Source organism: Photobacterium sp. ABD4_091, assembly GCF_056160145.1.
The window spans coordinates 826,267-846,195 of sequence record NZ_JBSWWQ010000002.1; the positions used below are offsets into that span (position 1 = coordinate 826,267).

A 19,929-nucleotide genomic window follows, 5' to 3' on the forward strand; every position below is an offset into this window, starting at 1 on the left:
ATAATCAATGAAAGGCACAATGGACAGGCACGGTGGGCAAGCACCGTGCCTGTTTTTTATACAACCGGATACTTATACGTTGAGCCCCACTCTGTCCAAGAACCATCATAAACAGCTAGGTGTTTTCTACCCGCAAGCTCTGCTGCTAATGCGAGGATACAAGCAGTCACTCCAGATCCACAGCTAAAGATTAACCTCTGGTCAGGTTCACTCACCGCATCAAACCGCTGCTCTAATTGATCTTTCGGCAAAAAATATCCGTCTTTTAGCAACTGGCCGAATGGCAAACTCTTGGCACTTGGCATATGACCACTCCGCACACCTTGCCGAGGCTCAGGCTGAGTACCATAGAATCTTGCCGCAGAGCGTGCATCTAAAACCTGTACATCAGCAGCACCAAGCTGCTGCATCAGCGCATCACCATCAACCGTCCATTGCGGCTGGTATTGTGCTTCGAACTTGCCGGCTTTGATAGCTGGCGCCTCACCTGCTTCCAATTGCGAAGAGGCCGCGAGCCAAGCTGGAAGCCCGCCATCAAGCACTGCGACTTGATGATGCCCCATTGCCCTAAACATCCACCACACTCTTGGCGCAGAAAACATACCTTGGCTATCGTAGACAACTATGATGCTGTCGTTTGATATGCCCAGCTTCTCTACCTCGCGTGAAAAAAGTGCAGGCTCAGGCAGCATGTGAGGAAAAGCCGCAGCTGGCTCAGCAATTTTTTTATCGAAATCAAAAAAACGGGCGCCAGGTATACGTTTCTCCTGCCACTCGGTAGAACCATCCCTATCCGAACCGAGCAAAAACCAACTCGCATCAAGCACAACCAAATCAGCATCCGTCAAATGCTGCTCTAACCAAGAAACCGACACTATCGGTGATGTAAGTTTGACTGCTGACATTCCTTTTCCTTATACAAATCGATAATTCACAAACATTTACGCTTATTCGATAAAACCGCTAGCGATAAATCCCTTCCTTTAGATATCATGAGCAAATACATGGATGAGAATAGACATTGTGTTCAATTCATTTTTACTTGATAGCAACAAAGTCGTTTGGCATACCCGTACTCCTTTCATCCTGCTTGTTGTACCAAAGGATTATCAATGAAACAAATTTCCCCCGTGGTTTTCGCTTATCTGTCTATCTTTGCTCCCATCGCAACAGCTTACAACTCAGCCAGCTATTCATTTTCTATGGACAATGATGGCATTGTAGGAGCAGATCAGAATTACACCAACGGAGTATTCCTCGAGTACAACTCTCCTTTTTCATCAGACCTTGCTGAAACGGCTCCAACACCGATCCGTCAAGTCAGTCGATACTTGCCGTTGAAAGATAACACCAAGCAAGGATGGAGCCTAACCCTTGGCCAGCAAATGTGGACCCCTGAAGACATTGAATCTATAGAGCCGCCTGAAAACGAACGTCCATATGCTGGTTTATTGTTCCTGGAGTCTAGTGCTTATCAATACACACCGACATTTGTCGATAAATTCAGTTTTATGTTCGGTGTGGTGGGCCCTAATTCATTTGCAGAGCAAAGCCAAAAATTTATCCACGATATTGTGGGTTCCGACGAGCCAATGGGCTGGGACTACCAAATAGAAAACACACTTGTTTTTAATTTAGGCTACCAGGGTCACCGCTTGATTACCCGCCAACAAGCCTATCTGATGGATGATTATGACTTAAGTGGTGTAGGACGCATAAATGTCGGTAACTACCAAAGTGAGCTTGCTGTAGGTGGTGTAGCTCGGTGGGGTAAGAGCTTATCAGGCAGCTTCGGGACAACCGGCTTCTCACCGGGTAATTTTGTTGATGTCGGCGTGCTGTCATCAAACGCTTCGGGTTATTTTCTTTTTACCGGAATTGAAGGTCGTTACCGACTCAACGACATTACCATTGATGGAGATCGCCCTAGCGAAGTCCCTGATACCAAGGTAGAACATTGGCAGGCAACCGCTGTGCTAGGTGGTGTGTACTACCAGCCCAAGTGGGGGGTAAGTTTAAGCTTTGCAACCAATACTGCTGAATTCAAAGAGGCTAAACATCGCACGAACTCCAACGGCTCACTGGAAGTATTCTGGCGCCTTTGATCAAAATAATAGGCAAGCGATATGACAAAAAGCACTGTTTTCACAGTGCTTTTTTAAATCTATTCTTAAACCTAGGCGACAGATTGAACCAGAGCAGAGATACCCTGCTCTTTAAAGGTCTGCGTTTCAGCCATTGCAGTGATCTCTTCTGGGCTGTATACCGTCCCGTCATAAACCACAACCATACTGGTGTCGCCAGACTTCAAGAAAGTCGTCTCACCAAATTCTGTATAGCGTGTCGCACCAATACTGATGACAGCTTGTGACGGGTAATCCGCTTCAGCAAGGAAATCTGCAATGTTCTCCGTCGGACCAACATCTTGTTGGTTGTTCATGCGATCAACAATCCAGTTCAGGAGTTTTTCATGGAAGTAGCTATAACCCACAACTGGACTATCTTCACCGTAACGCGTAATCGTTTCACCACGCTTATGGAAACTCGCAATACGGAAATCGTCTAGTTTACCACCCTCGCTTAGGTTATCGACAGTAATCACTTGAGATGAAATACCTTTGGTATTGACACCCCAATTTTTCTTTTCACTGATCTTCTTCGCATTTGGCTTGCGGATTGAGCAATCATTATAGGCAGCAAAAGCGGTGGGTTTTATCGCCACAACTTGATTGTCATGATATTCAAGATCACAAATCAGCGCTACTTCAGGTTCGATTTGCAGGTTATCAGCATCATTAGGCGGAATAATAGCATCAGAAGATAATGGGTAAGTTGATAGGAACCCTGCTTTATCTGATGGGACATAAAATGGAAAAATGGCCTTTGGCTGAACAGCTTCTTTAACTTCAACGGCTAAAAAGTCTTTATCTTCACCAGCCTGCTCTAGGTGACCAGCAAAATTACCCGCCACCCCAAAACCAATCACGTGCTTATAAGGCATATACTGCAACCCTTTGTTAATGCTAAATATCAGAACCCAGTATAACGTGAGGCACCAACAATCACGAACAGTAGATGGCAAGGGTTTGCATTAGATCAAGATTCTCCTTTGACATCCCCAATCCATCAAGCAAACATATGAACTCGAAGACCAATATCACACAAAGCAATTTTTTGATTGGAATAATGATAGAAAATAATTAACATACCCATTATAAAAACAATGTGCATTAGTACGCTAGAAGCATTTTGAGTGAAAATTTTTTGCTCACTATCATTTATTGTAAGCTCATTAACTTTGCTTAAAAGAAAAATTACAAGGATCTTATGAAGAATCGTTTCACACCAGTCGCGATCAGCTTAGCAGTTGCATTTGCTTCTACAACTTTGGCAACATCGGCTTACGCCGAAGAACCTCAGATCAACACAAAAATACTTAATGGCGAGTCCGCTACCCAACCCTCCGCTGACTTACTGTTACCATGGCAAGCCGCTTTACTGACAGCTCCTCAGCTAGTGAATGGAACCCATATTATTACATCGGGCTGTGGTGCAGTGGTTATTAGCGACTATTGGGCTGTTACCGCCGCACATTGTATCAGCCCTTTAATGAGTGGCACGCTAGTCACCGGGGTTGATATCCTTAAGAACAGTTCTGGCAATGCTAATGATTTAGATGACAGGTATAAATTTACCGTTGTTGATGTGAAAATCCATGATGGGTATTTTCTCAATAGTGCACTAGATCATGATATTGCTTTGCTTAAAGTGGATCGCTCAATGCTTGATGTCGCAAAGCCAATTAAACTGGCGACACCTCATGAACAAAAGACAGCAAACGATCAATTTGTTGCTACTTGGAACAGCAGCGGTTATTCAGAACCAAATCTTATCGCCTCAGGCTGGGGGTATACGGAACCCAAATTTGATCAACCCGATAAGCTCATGTTTGTTAAGTTAGGCGGCATCCCGATGAGCGAATGTAATGCAAGCCATTATCCACTGTCTGAAGAGTCGCATTTTGTTTGTGCAGATAGCAGCGATCCTGATGTAAAGAAAGATGTTTGCCGTGGTGATTCTGGCGGGCCGCTAGTCTGGCAAGATCCATCCAAAGCTGGTAACAGCGATTTTGGATTGCGTGTTATCGGCGTAACCAGTAATGGCCCCTACTGCCATGAAAAAGAAGCTGGCAACCCCAATGCTCAGCAAAATGGTCTCTATACCGAGCTGGCACATTATTATGAATGGATTGAAGCTCAAACTGGCTTAACTTTGGCTGCACAGCCTACGTCAGACTTCAACATAAACCCTTTCGCTAAAGAACTAGATAACAAAACCAGAAAAGGAAGCTCTGGCGGTGGCGGCAGCCTACCACTGTCAGGCTTGATTAGCTTGACTGCCCTCGCCTTGCTGCGTCGTAAAACTTTGTAACCTACAAGCAGTAATCGGTTAACCATAAAAAAAGCTCCCATCACTGGGAGCTTTTATTTGATACTTGGTATTACTACACCAAGTTATTCCTCATCAAGCGGAATCAGTTTGGTTGATCCACCATGGAACTTCTCACGACGACGCTGTACCAGTGCAAAGAAACCAGGAATTAGGAAAGTACCTGCCAACAATACACACAACAGACCACCGGTTAGGGAGATACCCAAGGAGTTCTGACTGATGTGGCCAGCACCATTTGCAAAGATCAGAGGAAGAATACCTAGGATAAATGACCACGAGGTCATGTTTACCGCACGAAAACGCAGCTTACCACCGCGTACCGCTGCCTGTTCGATATCCAACTCATTATCTTCGCGCTCAATCTTGGCGAATTCCACAATCAGGATGGCGTTCTTAGCTGCAAGCGCAATCAACAGAACCAGACCTATCTGAGCATACAAGTTCAGCGGTGTGCCCGTCATTGCCAGTGCCAAGAATGAACCCAATGTTGCTACAGGTACCACCAAGATAATCGCAAGCGGAATACTCCAACTCTCGTACTGAGCAACCATGAACAGATAGATGAACACAAGTGCTAGCGCGAATGCATAGATAGCTTGGTTACCCGCTTTAACTTCCTGATAAGCCATACCTGTCCACTCGTACTGGTATCCTTGTGGAAGCACTTCAGCAGCAACGCGCTCCATCGCCGCAATCGCATCACCACTTGAGTAACCCGGTGCTGGACTGCCCTGGATAACCGCTGAACGGTACATGTTGTAACGCCATGCAACATCTGGCTCGAACACTTGCTCGACCGAAGTAATGGTACTTAGCGGGATCATCTCGCCTGAAGATGAACGGACATGGAAACGCTGTAGTGCATCTAGACCATCACGGTAGTCACTGTCTGCCTGTACTGTTACACGAAAGTTCTTACCGTATAGAGTGAAGTCATTCACATACATTGAGCCAAGGTTACCCTGTAGCGTCTGGAAGATTTCCGTTAGCGGAATACCCAGCTGCTTAGCTTTAACACGGTCAACATCAATGTAGTAGTGCGGTACGTTTGCACGGAATGTACTGAAGGTAAATTGTATTTCAGGTTGCTGGTTGGCAGCCTGGATCATTTCACCCATAACATTGGCAAGATCTGTACGGCTTCGGCCCAAGGTATCTTCAAGTACAAATTCGAAACCATCAGCCGCCCCCATGCCTGGTACTGCTGGTGCACCCATAGCGAAGACAATCGCTTCTGGAAGCTCCATTGCTGCTCGGCCATTCACACGGTTCGAGATAGCAAACGATGAGTGATCCCCTTCCATTGCATTTCGCTCATCCCAGTCTTTCAACTTAATGAACAGAGACGCACCGTTTGAGGCTGCCGCACCAGTCATGAATGCATAGCCGTTTGCTACCGTAATACCTTCAATACCCGGTTCGTCAGCTAGGATTTCCTGGAGCTTTATTGTGGTTTCTTCAGTACGGGACAAAGAGGCCGAGTCAGGTAGCTGTACGTTAACCAGCAAGATACCCTTATCTTCCGTCGGTACAAACGCCGTTGACGTTGTTTTCGATAGGAAAGTTACCGCACCAACTGCAAGTACGAAGAAAGTCACTAGTAGTGTAACTTTTCGAACCATGAAGCCAGCAATGGCGCCGTATTTCAAGGTTACCTTTTCAAGGCCACGGTTGAATACTTCGAACCAACGTGCAGTGTTACCACCGCCCTGCTTAAGCACTAGCGAACAAAGTGCTGGTGAAAGCGTCAATGCGTTGATAGAAGAAATAATTACCGAAATACAAATCGTTAGTGCGAACTGACGATACATAATACCGGTGATACCAGGCAGCATGGCAACTGGAACGAATACCGCAAGAAGTACCAGCGTTGAAGTCACAATCGGACCGGTTACTTCCTTCATCGCAATAAGCGTCGCTTTTGCCGGGGTCAGGCTTGGATCGCGCTTCATGTTGGTATCGACCTGCTCGATAACCAGAATCGCATCATCCACCACGATACCGATAGCCAGTATCAAACCGAACAAGGTCACAGTGTTGATCGTAAAGCCAGCCGCCAGCATGATAGCGAATGTACCGATAAGCGATACAGGGATCGCAACAACCGGGATCAAAGTCGAACGTACGCTACCCAGGAACATGTATGTTACGGCGATTACCAGCAAGATGGCCTGAATCAATGTAACTACAACACCTTTGATAGATTCAGCAACGAACAAGGTTGTATCGTAACTGGTCTCGTATTCCATGCCTTCAGGGAAGTCGACGCTCAAGCGCTCAAGCAAGTCCATGACCGCTTTACCACTTTCCAGTGCGTTGGCATCGGACTGAAGGTTTAGCGCAACGATAGAAGCATCCTGACCACGGAACATACCGTTACCGCTGTAGAACTTCTTACCCAGCTCTACACGTGCCACATCTTTCAGGTAAACCATAGAGCCATCGTTGTTGGCACGAAGAACCACGTTCTCGAACTCTTCAACAGTCTGTAGTCGGCCTTTGGTTACGAGGTTAAACTGCACTTCTTGAGGGTTATTGTAAGGCGCTGCACCGACTTGACCTGCTGCTACCTGAACGTTCTGCTCAGAAAGCGCGGCATTGACATCAGAGGTTGTCAGGTTCAGGTTGGCCATTTTCTCAGGGTTTAGCCAAACACGCATAGCGTATTCACCACCACCGATTACGTTAACCTCACTGATACCCGTCACACGTGCCAGCTGATCTTTAACATTTAGGTTAATGTAGTTGATCAGGAACTGGTCATCATACTTACCGTCTGGTGAGTAGAAGTTAAGTACCATCAGCAAGTCAGGCGAACGTTTTTTAACCGTTACACCTACCATACGTACTTCCGCAGGCAGCTTGGACTCGATCTGTGAAACTCGGTTCTGAACGTTAACCTGTGCCATATCAGGGTCGGTACCGATATCAAAGGTCACGTTCAAGTTATATGAACCATCGTTGGCACTCTTAGAAGACATGTAGATCATGTTTTCTACACCATTGACCGATGCTTCAATCGGGTCGGCTATCGCCTCTTCAACGGTTTCGGCACTTGCACCAGAATAAAAAGCGGTTACACCCACCGACGGTGGACTGATTTTTGGATATTCAGCCACAGGCAGGTTAAGTACGGCTATCGCACCTGCCAGTGTCAGAATTATCGAAATGACCAGCGCAAACTTAGGGCGCTGGATAAAAAAGCGACTTAGCATGATTACTCTTGCGCCCCTGTTTCTTCAACTCGGACTGTCACACCGTTACGGACACGCTGAAGACCTTTGGTCATTACAACGTCATCATCGTTGATACCTTCAGCAATGATGATGCCATGCTCAGTTTGTGGACCAAGAACAACATTACGACGCTCGGCAACATTCTCGTCAGCCAACACCATAACAAAATCACCTTCCAAATCACTTTGAACAGCGCGGCGAGGGATCACAATGCGCTTCACTGGCTCTTTTTCGCGAAGGAAAACTTGAACATGCTGGCCAGGAAGCAGAGATTGCTCTGGGTTAGCAAAACTAGCACGCATGGCAATGGTACCGGTCTGAAGATCGATACGGTTACCGATAAAGTCAACTTTACCTAGCTCGCTATATTCTTTGCCGTTAGTCAGCGTCAATACAACTTCGACATCGCCCTGGCCTTCGCCTGCGCCGTCTAGGCTATCGATACCTAGGTTTAGACGCTCACGCTCACTCACGTTAAAAGAGGCTTGCATTGGATCAAGGCTAACCAGTGTGGTTAATACACCCGAGCTTGGCGAGACAAGATCACCAATACTGGCTTTGCTATCACTGATGCGGCCAGTAAATGGTGCGGTGATCTTAGTAAATGACAAATCAACTTCTGCAGCCTTCAACTGGGCATTGGCTGATTTAAGCTGTGCTTCAGCACTCAGCTTTTCAGCAGTTAGGCGGTCAAATTCAGATTGGCTAATACTGCCCTTAGGCAAAAGGTTTTGACCACGCTTCCAATCCAGGTTTGCACGCTGTAATGTCGCCTCAGCTTGGGCGATTGCAGCAACAGCACTTGCTACACGCGCTTCATATGCAGCAGGCTCAATTTCAAACAAGACTTGTCCTTGCTGTACAACCTCACCCTCATTGAACGAACGCGCTTTAAGGTAGCCTGAAACTTGAGCTGTGATGGCCACATCTTCAATTGCTTCAGTCCTACCAACAAATTGTTTCCCCTGTTGGTAATCAATTACAGTGACAGGTTGTACTGCAACCAGTGGGACCATTCCCCCCGCTTGACCAGACGACTTATCGCCACAACCAACAAGCAAGCTCGTGCTTATCAGTGTCGCTATCATAAGTTTTTTATTCATATTGCCGACCATCTTAAATTTATGTAAAAACTACGCTTAAAATTTGTTATATTCAATCACTAAGGATATCGCTAAATGATTAATCATTCGAATGAAATCAGAGTAATTTGAGGTTATTTAAGGTTTCAAAAAAAACTAACATTATAGTTCGCATAAACTAGCATTATGCCTTTAATCCAAGCTGAACAGTTATGTGTATTGAAACATTTTTACCAAGCAAGTGTTTCAAATTATTTCAAACCTTATATATTTGTGTTTTCATAGTAGCGAGAAAAAGATATCACTACAAGTCAGTGACTTAGAGAAAGCAGATATACCTAGAAAGAATAACTAATATGGACTATTTCCCGATTTTCCTCTCTATAAAACAAAGAAAAGTAACAGTTATAGGAGGTGGAGAAGTTGCTTGTCGAAAAGTTGACTTATTGCGCAAAGCTGACGCATCCATCACTGTTATATCGCCCAAGCTGCACAACCATTTAGCTACATTAGCAAACAACGGTCATATTCATTGGAAAAATAAGTCCTACGAAAAAAGTGACCTTATGGGTGCGTATCAAGTTTGGGCAACAACGGATAACCCTTCGCTAAACCACCAAGTTCATCAAGATGCGACTGATTTGGGTATCTGGATCAATGTCGTCGATGATAAAGACTACTGTGACTTCATTACCCCTTCGATGATCGATAGAAGTCCAATTCAGGTTGCCGTATCAAGTGGTGGGGCTTCTCCGGTACTCGTCCGTTACCTACGGGAAAAACTGGAAACACAGCTCCCGCATAACTTATCACTGCTTGCCAGTTATGCAGGTGAACAACGAGAGCGGATTAAAGAGACTTTTTCGACCGTTGATGAAAGGCGTAAATTCTGGGAAATGTTTTTCCGCCATGCGGCTGTTGAACAAGCCAAAACGAAGAAAGATCTCGAAGAAGTCTTTGTCGAACTTCTCAAGTACAACCAAGAACCACAGGCGGCTTTGTATTTGATTGAAACAGGCACAGAGACAGAAATGCTGACGCTGAAAGCATTACGCCTAATGCAGCAGGCGGAGTTTGTACTCTACCCTGGTAAAGCAAATAGCTTGGAAGGCGCTGATGATGCTTTTGTCGATTTATGCCGTCGAGATGCCGATCGCGAGCCATATAATGAAGATTCGTTAAAAGCTCAGATAGAACACCTGTTAAAAGAAGGCCTAAGGGTATGTGTTCTATCTTCAAAGTCACAAGCTGCTTCTTGCCTGAAACCATTTATTGAAGAGTTCAACGGCATTTATGTTCCTTGCCTGTAACCCAATACCTATAACCAATTGTTCATAAACAAAAAAAGCCGCTAATGCGGCTTTTTATAATTTAATATCGCGTTTATTCAGCTGTCGCAAGTCTCGATTCAGGCTTAGCCATTTTTTGTTGCAGCCACAAGCCTGACGCCTTCATTGTATAGCCAAAGACAACACCCACAACTAAGGAAGGCACTACCAGCTGCCAATCACCAGCTGCAGCAAAGGTTGCACAAGAGCCAATAAATGTACCGGGGATAAAACTCAACCACGCCTGCTTAGCCTGAACACACATTAAGAAAGCAACAACTGCGGTAATGACATACCCAATGATCTCAATACCTACTGAAGTTGATAGATGGATAATCACCATTGCCCAGAAAACACCGCTCATAGTGGTTGCCAGACTCAACAATAGCCCTTTTAGTCCATCTTTTGGGGAAGCGAAATATGCCGTACAGCCGAGGAAACCTGCCCAACTTAGTAAACCGAGCGATACGGCAACCCATCCCCATATCCCTGAGAGAATTCCAGTTGTAATAGCAATAGCGACCAAGGTAGACATCTTTCATTTCCTTAATTGGACTGTTAAGGAAACAGTTTAAGGAACAAACGAATACATTAAAGTGCTTTTGATCACAATTTTAATGTAATAAGCATCCATTACATTCAAGGCAAATATGAGCCACCAATTTAATTGTTAATTATCAGCCACCTAAAGACATCACATTATGATAACCACTTTCAATGCAATCCATTACAAAACTCAATGTTTCCATATGGAAACAAAATGCCTGACTGCTAGGCAAAAGGTGTATTTGCATATCGTTCCAGCTAAAAGGTGCTGCTTTGCTAATAGTGAGTCAAATTTCTCTATAATTAAGCGTGTTTAGTATGGTAATCCCTGAATATAGGGCATAATTATCTGGTTGTAATTATTAGATAAAATCCGTAAGGAGATTCCATGGGTCCTCTGATGCTTGATGTGGCTGGCTATGAGCTAGATGCAGAAGATCGCGAGATCATCCAACACCCTACCGTAGGTGGGATTATTTTTTTCGCACGTAACTACCATGACCGTGAACAACTTCGCGCCCTGACAAAGGAAATCCGCAATACGGCAAAGCGCCCTCTCCTTATTACTGTCGATCAAGAAGGCGGCCGGGTTCAGCGCTTCCGTGATGAGTTTACTTTACTGCCACCAGCCAAAGCTTTTGCCCAAAGTAATGAGGGTAAATCCTTAGCTTATGATGGCGGCTGGCTGATGGCCGCTGAACTGCTCGCGATGGATATCGATCTTAGCTTCGCCCCAGTATTAGATCTAGGTTTTGACTGCAAAGCGATTGGGGACCGAGCGTTTTCTGATGATCCGCAGCAAATTATCCAGTATGCCTCCGAATTTATCAAAGGCATGAAATTAGCTGGCATGGCAGCAACAGGTAAACACTTCCCTGGCCACGGAGGTGTTATTGCTGACTCTCATCTCGAGACACCTGTTGACCCTCGTGACAATATCAAGCAACTCGATATGACCGTTTTCAAATCTTTGATCGAAGCGAAGCTTCTTGATGCGATGATGCCAGCGCACGTAATTTTCAATCACTACGATGCTTCACCAGCAAGCGGCTCGAGCTACTGGCTTAAACAGGTTCTTCGCGAAGATATAGGGTTCAAGGGCGTTATTTTCTCTGATGACCTAAATATGAAGGGAGCTGACGTACTGGGTAACTACAGCGAACGAGCGATTGCTGCTCAGCGAGCTGGATGCGATATGGTGTTACTGTGTAACAACCGCCAAGGAGCTATTGAAGCATTAGATGGTCTGCCTCAGACACAAGTCCCATTACTTGAATCGCTTTGCAAAAAACCGACTGGCGAATACCGCGACTTAATCAAAACATCGAAATGGCAAGAAACTGAAAAGCGTATCACTCGATTACGTAATGAATGGTTAGATAAACAAGCTTAACCGTTTGTTTATTAGATACAAAAATCGCCCTATATTTTAGTGCATCAATTAGATGCAGAATAATATATGGGCGATTTAGTTATCTGCGCTATGTTAAAAATAGCTAGATGGACTGGCAACATCTAAAAACCAGCAGATTACTCTATTAAAAATATGAATTATAAAGAGTCTCGAGAGTAATCAACTTCCTTGGTACATTTCTTCTTTTCTCTGCAAATAATGTAGAAGCCACCAATGATGAAAGCAATAACCAGTAATGTTTCCATTGTCACATAAACCTATGATTTATCTAAATGTGTGAATACGTTTTGCACCTAAATGCAGCCTGTAAGTCTAAAGATTACCACTAAACCTAGAAGCAATTTTTAGACTGGGGAAAAGATACCCCAACAGAACAAAAAATGCACTAAAAAGTTTGCATAATATTCGTGCTAGTTGCATGTAAACCAAGACATAACATTACATTTCATTTTATAAAAATTACTTAAAAACAGAAACTTAAGAAACGAGTTCATCCTAGTAACGTACACTACGCTTGCCATTCACTCTTTTATTGATGAATTAATGATTATTTTGCGGTGAAAAGGTCGTAATAACCAGAATATTTTTGGCTATAATTTTTCTCACTCCAGATTAGATATAGTTATTAGTATGAGGATAATTGGAAATATTTATTTATGCAGAAAAAAAAGGGCAATTACCGCCCTTTTGCAGATAAAAGTTCTGAAGAATGCCTATCAGAGCCACCTTGCCTGCCCCGTAAAGCTGACGGATAGCCAGGTATCCCCTAGCTCATCAGACAAAGCCTCCCAAAGTAATAGCCTGATCTTATCCTGACGTTTCGTTGTCCAGTACGTATCGTCCTTCACAAGAATATTCACTTCAAGATCGTACTGTCGGCCTGTCTTTGCAAAATGGTGGGTATAGTCATCAAAGTGATATTGTTTAGACAGCTTAGCAATGACACGGTCAACACTCTCCTGAACATCATCCTGAGGGGCTACCAGCAGCACCTCCCTAAGATTACGTCGTAGCACCTTGATTGGTAGAACAACCGCTGCAAGTGATAACGCAGAGACCAAAATCGGGTCAACGTACCGATTCCACTGAGAATAGCCGTAATGATCTAAGATCATCACAATGATAAAACCGACCAAAATTGACGCACTCAAAATGCCATCGATGAGCCATTCTTGTGAGTCTACCCTTACCAACTCTGATTGCTCAGCTTTAGCAATATAAGTTTCAGTAAAATAGATAGAAAAACAACAAATTGTTGAAAGCACTGCATAAAAAATTGCATGCTCCAGTACAATCTCGTGGCCGCCGTTGACAATGGTTTGCACACCACTAAAAAAGGCAAACATACATGTGAGTAAGATGAGCAAGCCATTGACGACGTTGATTAACGGTTCAATGTGCGCATATCCGAATTGGAAATATTGATCGTCGGGTTTGGATACAAGGTAAGCGGTATATATACTTAACCCTGTCATACCCATACTAAGTAAGGAGAACATGCCGTCTAGCAAAATGGCATTGGATCCAACATATAACCCATAGCCAATACCTAGCGAGGACAGAACAACCGTACCAGCTAGGGATAATTTCAGCGCTAAACGCTCCTTACTAATTTTACGGCTAGTAGCCATAAATTCCTCCTCTTCATTTTGTCATTAGGATTGATTTTTAAGCAGCCTTATGTGAAAAACTGCTCGGTTGGGTTGTATAGATAGCTCACAAACATCTAGCTACACTATACCTTTAGCACAGTTACACTTTTGTGATCAAATTGATAATGACTCTGACAGCCACTTCGATAGCTCATTTTTGCGTAAAGCTGTGTTAAGAACGGCTTGCTGGCGCCCCTTTTTGAACGCAATTGTCGTTGGCACACCACGTAAACGATATTTTGACGATAAAATCCTGTTTTTATTTATGTTCACCAAAACAACACGAAGCTTACCTGTCATTTCTTTAGCCACTCTAGCCACTATGGGTTTGAATGCTTTACATGGCGTACAGTTATCTCCCCAAAACACCGCAATGACGGGCACAGGCGAATTAATGATTTTGTCTAATGACTTAGCATCTGCCTCTACCGGTTGCCCATCTAAAACAGGCTTAGTACAGTGCTCACATTTGACGGTATTGGATAGCGATTGAATAAACATCGATGTGGACTTTTTACAGTGGGGGCATTGGATAGAAAAGGAAGCCATTTCATTTTGCTCTAGGGTAGAAATGGCGGATATTAGCAGAGATTATTTTCGGTGACACTCAAAATCGAAGTGTGGGTTGTGACACCATCATTGGCGCTATGATGCAGACGCAATGGCAATGACCGCTAATGAAACTCAAGGGTTCTGTTGGAGCTCCAAACGCTCTATATCACTGAAAAAGTTAATTATTTTCGCTCTACTCACGCTGTACTCAAAGTCTGTGCCGTCACAAAACTCATTATTTGCCTGCAAAGATGGGGTCTTGATTTTAATGAACTCACAAGTGGCATGTTGCTCACAGGCAACATTGCGTTCTGTCTGGAGTTCCTCCCAATAAGTCACGAAGTGATTCAAGGCGTAGTCAAGCTGTTGGTAGTTTTCATCACTGAGTGAGGCGCGTAAACCACCCAGTTCCTCTTGGCGATTACTCATAAATAATTTGAAATCATCGTTTAGCGAGCTGCCTTCATTTGCATAGCACTCATTCTGAATATACTGGCTTTTTTGCTGGCTTATCTCACTGACATTCGCCTGAGAAGAACAAGCTGACATCACAATCATTGCTGCCAAGCTGCTATACCATTTCATGTAAAAGCCCTCATTAATGACGTTTCCGCAACCCAGCCTATTCATGAGCTGTACCGCAGCCGTATGTGACCCTGCAAGCTAAGTATGTGCGATTTGATAAAGGGCTGATGGATATATTGGCGAGGTCTTAACACTAAAACAATCGTCTCGAAATCTTCTTACTGACAAATCAATCAGGTGTACCGATAAGTTTACTACCCCAACAAAAACGACCACCTGCGAATGTTAACAATTTGATTACACTTAGTACTATTGAACGCTGCCTGACACACTAACGACTCCAACCCCACTTTCTATGGCACGTTCTGTATTTGCTGTCCGCCTCATTTGAGGCAGCACCAGAAGGAGCTAACGATGAATGTTCTGGCTATGCCGATGCATCGTTTCATCGATCATCGCGGTAAGTTGGTTAATCCGCTTCCTGAATGGGCTGATTTAACAACCCTGAAAGGCTTCTATTGTGACATGGTATTAACCCGTACATACGATAACAAAGCAGTCGCCCTGCAGCGTACGGGCAAATTAGGGACATACCCTTCTCATCTTGGGTCAGAGGCAATTGGTATTGCTGTTGGCCGCGCGCTAAAAAAATCTGATGTTTTTATCCCTTACTACCGTGACCTACCTGCTTTGTGGGCACGAGGGATTGGAATGGAGAAAAACCTTCAATATTGGGGGGGTGACGAACGCGGCAGCGATTTTTCACCTGATGATAGCCCCTGTAAAGATCTCCCGTTCTGTGTACCGATTGCCACACAATGTACCCATGCAGTGGGTGTAGCCGCTGCTTTGAAAATCCAAGGTAACCACCAAGTCGCTCTGGTGACATGTGGCGATGGTGCGACATCCAAGGGGGACTTCCTCGAATCCTTAAACTGTGCCGGAGCCTGGAATATTCCACTGGTATTCGTGATAAACAACAACCAATGGGCGATATCGGTACCCCGCTCCATTCAATGCGGCGCAGAATTACTTTCTGACAAAGCCAAAGGTGCTGGTATCGAGGGTATTACAGTCGACGGGAATGATGTCGTGGCTATGTTCGATATCGTAGCCAAATCGTTAGATCACGCCAGAAAAGGCAAAGGTGCCACCTTAATTGAAGCCGTTAGCTACCGCCTGAGTGATCATACGACCGCTGATGATGCCTCTCGCTATCGGAGTGACGATGAGCTCCAGCAAGCATGGGAATACGAACCAATTAAACGCCTAAAAACTTTCCTCACCGAACAAGGCGTATGGTCTGAGCAAGATGATCAAAATTGGCTGGCACACTGCAAGGAAGTTATAGAAAAAGTCGTTGAGAAATACATCAATATGACACCGCAAGCCCCGGAGTCTGCCTTTGATTTCTTGTATGAAGAACTCAGCGAAGATTTATTGGCCCAACGAGACAACATCATCAACAAGGCAATGCGTATGCAAGGAGGCCGCCATGGCTGAAATCACCCTCCTAGATGCCGTAAACATGGCATTGCACTACGAAATGGCCCATGACCAAAGTGTTGTTGTATTGGGTGAAGACGTCGGCGATAACGGCGGCGTGTTCAGGGCAACGGTTGGCTTAAAAGAGAAATATGGCTGTAAACGTGTCATTGATTCGCCGCTTGCTGAAGCCCTAATTGGTGGTGTCACAGTAGGTATGGCAACCCAGGGCTTGCGCCCTGTGGCTGAGTTTCAATTCCAAGGTTTTGTTTTCCCAGCCATGGAACACCTGGTATGCCATGCGGCAAGGATCAGAAACCGTACCCGGGGTCGCTTAACCTGCCCTGCCGTTTTCCGGGCACCATTTGGTGGTGGTATCCACGCACCGGAGCACCACTCAGAAAGTGTTGAAGCACTATTTACCCATGTACCTGGCCTTAGTGTTGTTATCCCGTCGTCGCCACAGCGGGCTTATGGGTTGTTGCTAGCAGCAATAAGAAGCAACGACCCCATTATGTTTTTTGAACCAAAGCGAATTTATCGTACGGTGAAGTCCAACGTTGTCGACAATGGTGAGGCTTTGCCACTCAATACTTGCTTCACATTAAGAAAAGGCCGTGATCTTACTTTGGTAACTTGGGGGGCATGTGTTGTTGAATCACTTCAAGCTGCTCAAGCTCTGTCGGAAATAGGAATCGAAGCTGAAGTGATAGACTTGGCCACTATCAAACCACTTGATATGGCATCCATCATTAAGTCTCTCGAAAAAACAGGGCGACTACTGGTTGTCCATGAAGCCTGCAAAACGTGTGGTGTAGGTGCAGAGATAATCTCGAGAGTATCTGAACAAGCTATGTGCCTTTTAAAAGCACCACCTAGACGCGTTACTGGCACTGATACCATCATGCCTTATTACCGTAACGAAGATTATTTTATGATTCAGGAAGATGACATTGTTGATGCAGCGAAATCGCTAGTGGAGGGGTGGAAATGAAATCATTTAACTTACCCGACTTAGGCGAAGGGTTAGCTGAATCTGAAATTGTACAGTGGCATGTCAATATCGGCGACTATGTCGAAGTCGACCAGGTCGTACTCACCGTAGAAACAGCCAAAGCCACAGTCGAGGTTCCTGCCCCATATAGCGGCACCATTGTTAGCCGTTTTGGGGAAGCAGGCGATGTCATTGGGATCGGCAGTTTATTGTTGGAGATTGAAGAGTCCACCACCTCAATGAAGGTAACTAAATCAACGTCATCAAAAGAAATCAAACAGCAAAAATCTGACGCAGCCACTGTCGTGGGTACTGTTGCGAATGAGAGCCACGACATCAATGTCGATGAGTTTTGGGTAGGAAACACCCATCAAGAAAATAAAGAGCACCCATTAAGCGCCATGCCCTCTGCAAGGCTACTTGCGCAAAAGCTGGGCGTTGACCTCAATGCGATTAAAGGTAGCGGCCCGGATGGCGTCATCCTTGATAGCGATGTCTATAATGCCTGTGACAAACAGCTACCCGGTACGGAAGTACTCAAAGGCGCCCGTCGTACCATGGTGGGAGCCATGGCCGAATCTCATCACAACATTGCCGCTGTCACTATTACTGAGGAAGCAAGCCTTGCCCTATGGCTACCTGAACAAGACATTACCTGCCGCCTAGTTCAAGCGATTGTCGATGCCTGCCAAGCGGAACCCGCCCTCAATGCATGGTTTGACGCAGAAACCATGACCCGCTGTTTACATCACACAGTCAATATAGGCATTGCGGTAGACAGTAAACATGGCCTTTATGTCCCCGTATTAAGGCATGCTGATGAATACAGCAACAAGGGTATCCGGCAATGGGTGGATAAAACCGTTGCAGGTATCCGCGAACGTAAGATTGGCCGCGAGCAACTCCAACATGCCACCATCACCCTATCCAATTTTGGTGCAATCGCAGGGATCTATGCCACACCTGTTGTGACTCCGCCCCAAGTAGCGATTATTGGCGCGGGAAGGATCATCGAAAAATTAGTTCTCGACAGCGGCAATGTTAAAGCCGTCAAAGTCTTACCTCTATCTATGACTTTTGACCATCGAGCCTGTACAGGTGGTGAAGCCGCAAGGTTTGTAAAAGCGCTGGTCAACCACCTGCAACAACCGTCCGTTTAACATCTTTTCACTTGGTTTAGACGAAAAAAATGCCAGTCTGTGACTGGCATTTTCACTATTTAAGCAGCTCTAAACAACCTGTGTTGATTTAGCTATAGCATGTATTAGTCTTCTGCTGATGGACTAGCAGGCTTTTTCTTTTTAGGAATAAAGACGTTGTCACCTACAGCCATGTTGTCGTAGAAGCGCTTATCCATTTTCTTCTTAGCCTGTGGCTTATCTTGAGTCTTCTTAGCCACTGGCTTCGCAGAAGTCGGTTTCTTCTTAGTGAACTTCTTCTTCGGCGCAGGTTTCAAGCCTTTGAACTTACCTTCTAGGCCTTCAATAGTCGTGAAGCTAATTGACTGCTGTAGGAAAGCTTCAACGTTTTTAAAGCTCTTCCAGTCTTTAGGGCCAACCAAAGAGATTGCGTCACCTTTGTTACCCGCACGGCCAGTACGACCGATGCGGTGAACATATTCCTCAGCATGCTTAGGCATATCGAAGTTGATCACATGGGAGACTTTTTCGATATCCAAACCACGTGATGCAACATCGGTTGTGACCAAGATCTTATGACAGTCACGCTCGAACTGGCTCATAATTGCGTTGCGCTGCGTCTGGTTCATATCACCACTCAAGGCAACCGCTTTCAGCTTACGCTCATTCAGCTCATTGGTCAGACGATCGGTATCTGCACGGGTCGCCGTAAAGATAATCATCTGGTTGTAGTTTTCAGTTTCCAGAACCTTGTCCAGTAGAGCTTGCTTATGATCTAGGTGATCACAAAGGAAAAAGCGCTGGGTGATATCGGTGTGCTCTTCAGCAGAGTGGCCGATTGAAATACGCTTTGGCGCATTCAGCATATCGCTCGCAATATTCACAACATCTGTGTGATCCAGTGTTGCCGAGAACATCATGGTCTGGCGACGACGGTGATTAGCGGCTTCATGGATACGACGTAGCTGAGCTTCAAAACCAAGATCAAGCATACGGTCTGCTTCATCAAGGATAAGCATTTCCAGACCATCTAGGTATGTGCTGCGGTGTTCTAGGTGATCAGCCAAACGGCCTGGTGTTGCAATCACAAACATTGGGTCTTTGCGTAGCGCTTTCACCTGATCGTTGAAGTTCTCACCACCGACAATCAACGCACCGTCATATGGCGTACCTGCATTCAGAGTACGCAACTGAGCAAATACCTGCTTAGCAAGCTCACGGGTCGGCGTCAAAACCAACACACGGGGATCACGACGGGTAAATGGTTTGCTACGGTACATACGCTGCATAGCTGGCAACAAAAAGGCCAGTGTCTTACCAGAACCTGTTTTTGACGAGGCCAAGATATCTTTGCCTAGAAGACCAACAGGGATTGCTGCTTTTTGAATTTCAGTTGGTTTATCGAACGCCAAATGGTGAAGTTTTTTAATCAGGCGCTGGTCTAATCCAAGATCGTTAAATTGCAAAGTGATGCTCCGGTAATTGCCCAACTATGAGCAAGAATAATACAGTTCAAGCCTGTGT

General features: G+C 45.1%; 16 protein-coding genes. 7 read left to right on the forward strand and 9 right to left on the reverse strand.

Features of this window, described 5'->3' with window-relative positions; all coding sequences use genetic code 11:
* Positions 1-56 precede the first annotated feature (56 nt).
* Positions 57-905 carry a sulfurtransferase gene (locus ACXAGQ_RS18065; RefSeq protein ID WP_475255689.1) on the reverse strand — a complete coding sequence of 283 codons (849 nt, stop codon included), beginning with the start codon at positions 903-905 and terminating at the stop codon, positions 57-59.
* 207 nt (positions 906-1,112) lie between these two features.
* On the opposite strand from ACXAGQ_RS18065, the gene ACXAGQ_RS18070 reads away from it, so the two are divergent.
* On the forward strand, positions 1,113-2,105 hold the full coding sequence (locus tag ACXAGQ_RS18070) for a lipid A deacylase LpxR family protein (RefSeq protein ID WP_475255691.1): 993 nt from the start codon (positions 1,113-1,115) through the stop codon (positions 2,103-2,105).
* A gap of 71 nt (positions 2,106-2,176) precedes the next feature.
* On the opposite strand, the gene ACXAGQ_RS18075 is transcribed toward ACXAGQ_RS18070, so the two are convergent.
* Positions 2,177-3,001, reverse strand: a complete 825-nt coding sequence (locus ACXAGQ_RS18075) for a DUF5718 family protein (protein WP_475255693.1) — start codon at positions 2,999-3,001, stop codon at positions 2,177-2,179.
* A gap of 326 nt (positions 3,002-3,327) precedes the next feature.
* Here ACXAGQ_RS18075 and ACXAGQ_RS18080 point away from each other — a divergent pair, with 326 nt between their 5' ends.
* The gene (locus ACXAGQ_RS18080; protein ID WP_475255695.1) at positions 3,328-4,431 is read left to right on the forward strand and encodes a S1 family peptidase; all 1,104 of its coding nucleotides are present in this window, start codon (positions 3,328-3,330) and stop codon (positions 4,429-4,431) included.
* A gap of 83 nt (positions 4,432-4,514) precedes the next feature.
* Here ACXAGQ_RS18080 and ACXAGQ_RS18085 read toward each other — a convergent pair whose 3' ends face one another.
* Positions 4,515-7,667: an efflux RND transporter permease subunit gene (locus tag ACXAGQ_RS18085; RefSeq protein WP_475255697.1), complete on the reverse strand. Its 3,153-nt coding sequence runs from the start codon at positions 7,665-7,667 to the stop codon at positions 4,515-4,517.
* Between the two features lie 2 nt (positions 7,668-7,669).
* Positions 7,670-8,791 carry an efflux RND transporter periplasmic adaptor subunit gene (locus tag ACXAGQ_RS18090; protein ID WP_475255698.1) on the reverse strand — a complete coding sequence of 374 codons (1,122 nt, stop codon included), beginning with the start codon at positions 8,789-8,791 and terminating at the stop codon, positions 7,670-7,672.
* Positions 8,792-9,126: 335 nt separating this feature from the next.
* On the opposite strand from ACXAGQ_RS18090, the gene ACXAGQ_RS18095 reads away from it, so the two are divergent.
* Positions 9,127-10,080 (forward strand): precorrin-2 dehydrogenase/sirohydrochlorin ferrochelatase family protein, encoded by a 954-nt coding sequence (locus ACXAGQ_RS18095; RefSeq protein ID WP_475255700.1) that lies wholly within the window; start codon positions 9,127-9,129, stop codon positions 10,078-10,080.
* 73 nt (positions 10,081-10,153) lie between these two features.
* Here the strand turns inward: ACXAGQ_RS18095 and ACXAGQ_RS18100 are convergent, their stop codons facing one another.
* Positions 10,154-10,633 carry a DUF1097 domain-containing protein gene (locus ACXAGQ_RS18100; RefSeq protein ID WP_475255701.1) on the reverse strand — a complete coding sequence of 160 codons (480 nt, stop codon included), beginning with the start codon at positions 10,631-10,633 and terminating at the stop codon, positions 10,154-10,156.
* A gap of 399 nt (positions 10,634-11,032) precedes the next feature.
* Here ACXAGQ_RS18100 and nagZ point away from each other — a divergent pair, with 399 nt between their 5' ends.
* Positions 11,033-12,037: a beta-N-acetylhexosaminidase gene (nagZ, locus tag ACXAGQ_RS18105; protein ID WP_475255702.1), complete on the forward strand. Its 1,005-nt coding sequence runs from the start codon at positions 11,033-11,035 to the stop codon at positions 12,035-12,037.
* A gap of 737 nt (positions 12,038-12,774) precedes the next feature.
* On the opposite strand, the gene ACXAGQ_RS18110 is transcribed toward nagZ, so the two are convergent.
* From ACXAGQ_RS18110 to ACXAGQ_RS18120, 3 genes are all read right to left on the reverse strand, one after another.
* Positions 12,775-13,689: a cation diffusion facilitator family transporter gene (locus tag ACXAGQ_RS18110; protein WP_475255704.1), complete on the reverse strand. Its 915-nt coding sequence runs from the start codon at positions 13,687-13,689 to the stop codon at positions 12,775-12,777.
* Between the two features lie 135 nt (positions 13,690-13,824).
* Positions 13,825-14,211, reverse strand: coding sequence for a DUF6568 family protein (locus ACXAGQ_RS18115; protein WP_475255705.1), 387 nt, complete (start codon positions 14,209-14,211; stop codon positions 13,825-13,827).
* A 183-nt stretch (positions 14,212-14,394) separates the two neighbouring features.
* Positions 14,395-14,820: a hypothetical protein gene (locus tag ACXAGQ_RS18120; protein WP_475256620.1), complete on the reverse strand. Its 426-nt coding sequence runs from the start codon at positions 14,818-14,820 to the stop codon at positions 14,395-14,397.
* Positions 14,821-15,201: 381 nt separating this feature from the next.
* Between ACXAGQ_RS18120 and pdhA the strand changes: the two genes are divergently transcribed.
* From pdhA to ACXAGQ_RS18135, 3 genes are read left to right on the forward strand one after another with little or no spacing between them, the layout of a single operon-like run.
* Positions 15,202-16,290 (forward strand): pyruvate dehydrogenase (acetyl-transferring) E1 component subunit alpha, encoded by a 1,089-nt coding sequence (gene pdhA, locus ACXAGQ_RS18125; RefSeq protein ID WP_475255706.1) that lies wholly within the window; start codon positions 15,202-15,204, stop codon positions 16,288-16,290.
* On the forward strand, positions 16,283-17,266 hold the full coding sequence (locus ACXAGQ_RS18130; protein ID WP_475255708.1) for an alpha-ketoacid dehydrogenase subunit beta: 984 nt from the start codon (positions 16,283-16,285) through the stop codon (positions 17,264-17,266). Before pdhA ends, ACXAGQ_RS18130 begins: the two co-directional genes overlap by 8 nt.
* Positions 17,263-18,426 (forward strand): dihydrolipoamide acetyltransferase family protein, encoded by a 1,164-nt coding sequence (locus ACXAGQ_RS18135; RefSeq protein ID WP_475255709.1) that lies wholly within the window; start codon positions 17,263-17,265, stop codon positions 18,424-18,426. Before ACXAGQ_RS18130 ends, ACXAGQ_RS18135 begins: the two co-directional genes overlap by 4 nt.
* A gap of 104 nt (positions 18,427-18,530) precedes the next feature.
* Here ACXAGQ_RS18135 and ACXAGQ_RS18140 read toward each other — a convergent pair whose 3' ends face one another.
* Positions 18,531-19,871, reverse strand: a complete 1,341-nt coding sequence (locus tag ACXAGQ_RS18140) for a DEAD/DEAH box helicase (RefSeq protein ID WP_475255711.1) — start codon at positions 19,869-19,871, stop codon at positions 18,531-18,533.
* Between the last annotated feature and the right edge of the window lie 58 nt (positions 19,872-19,929).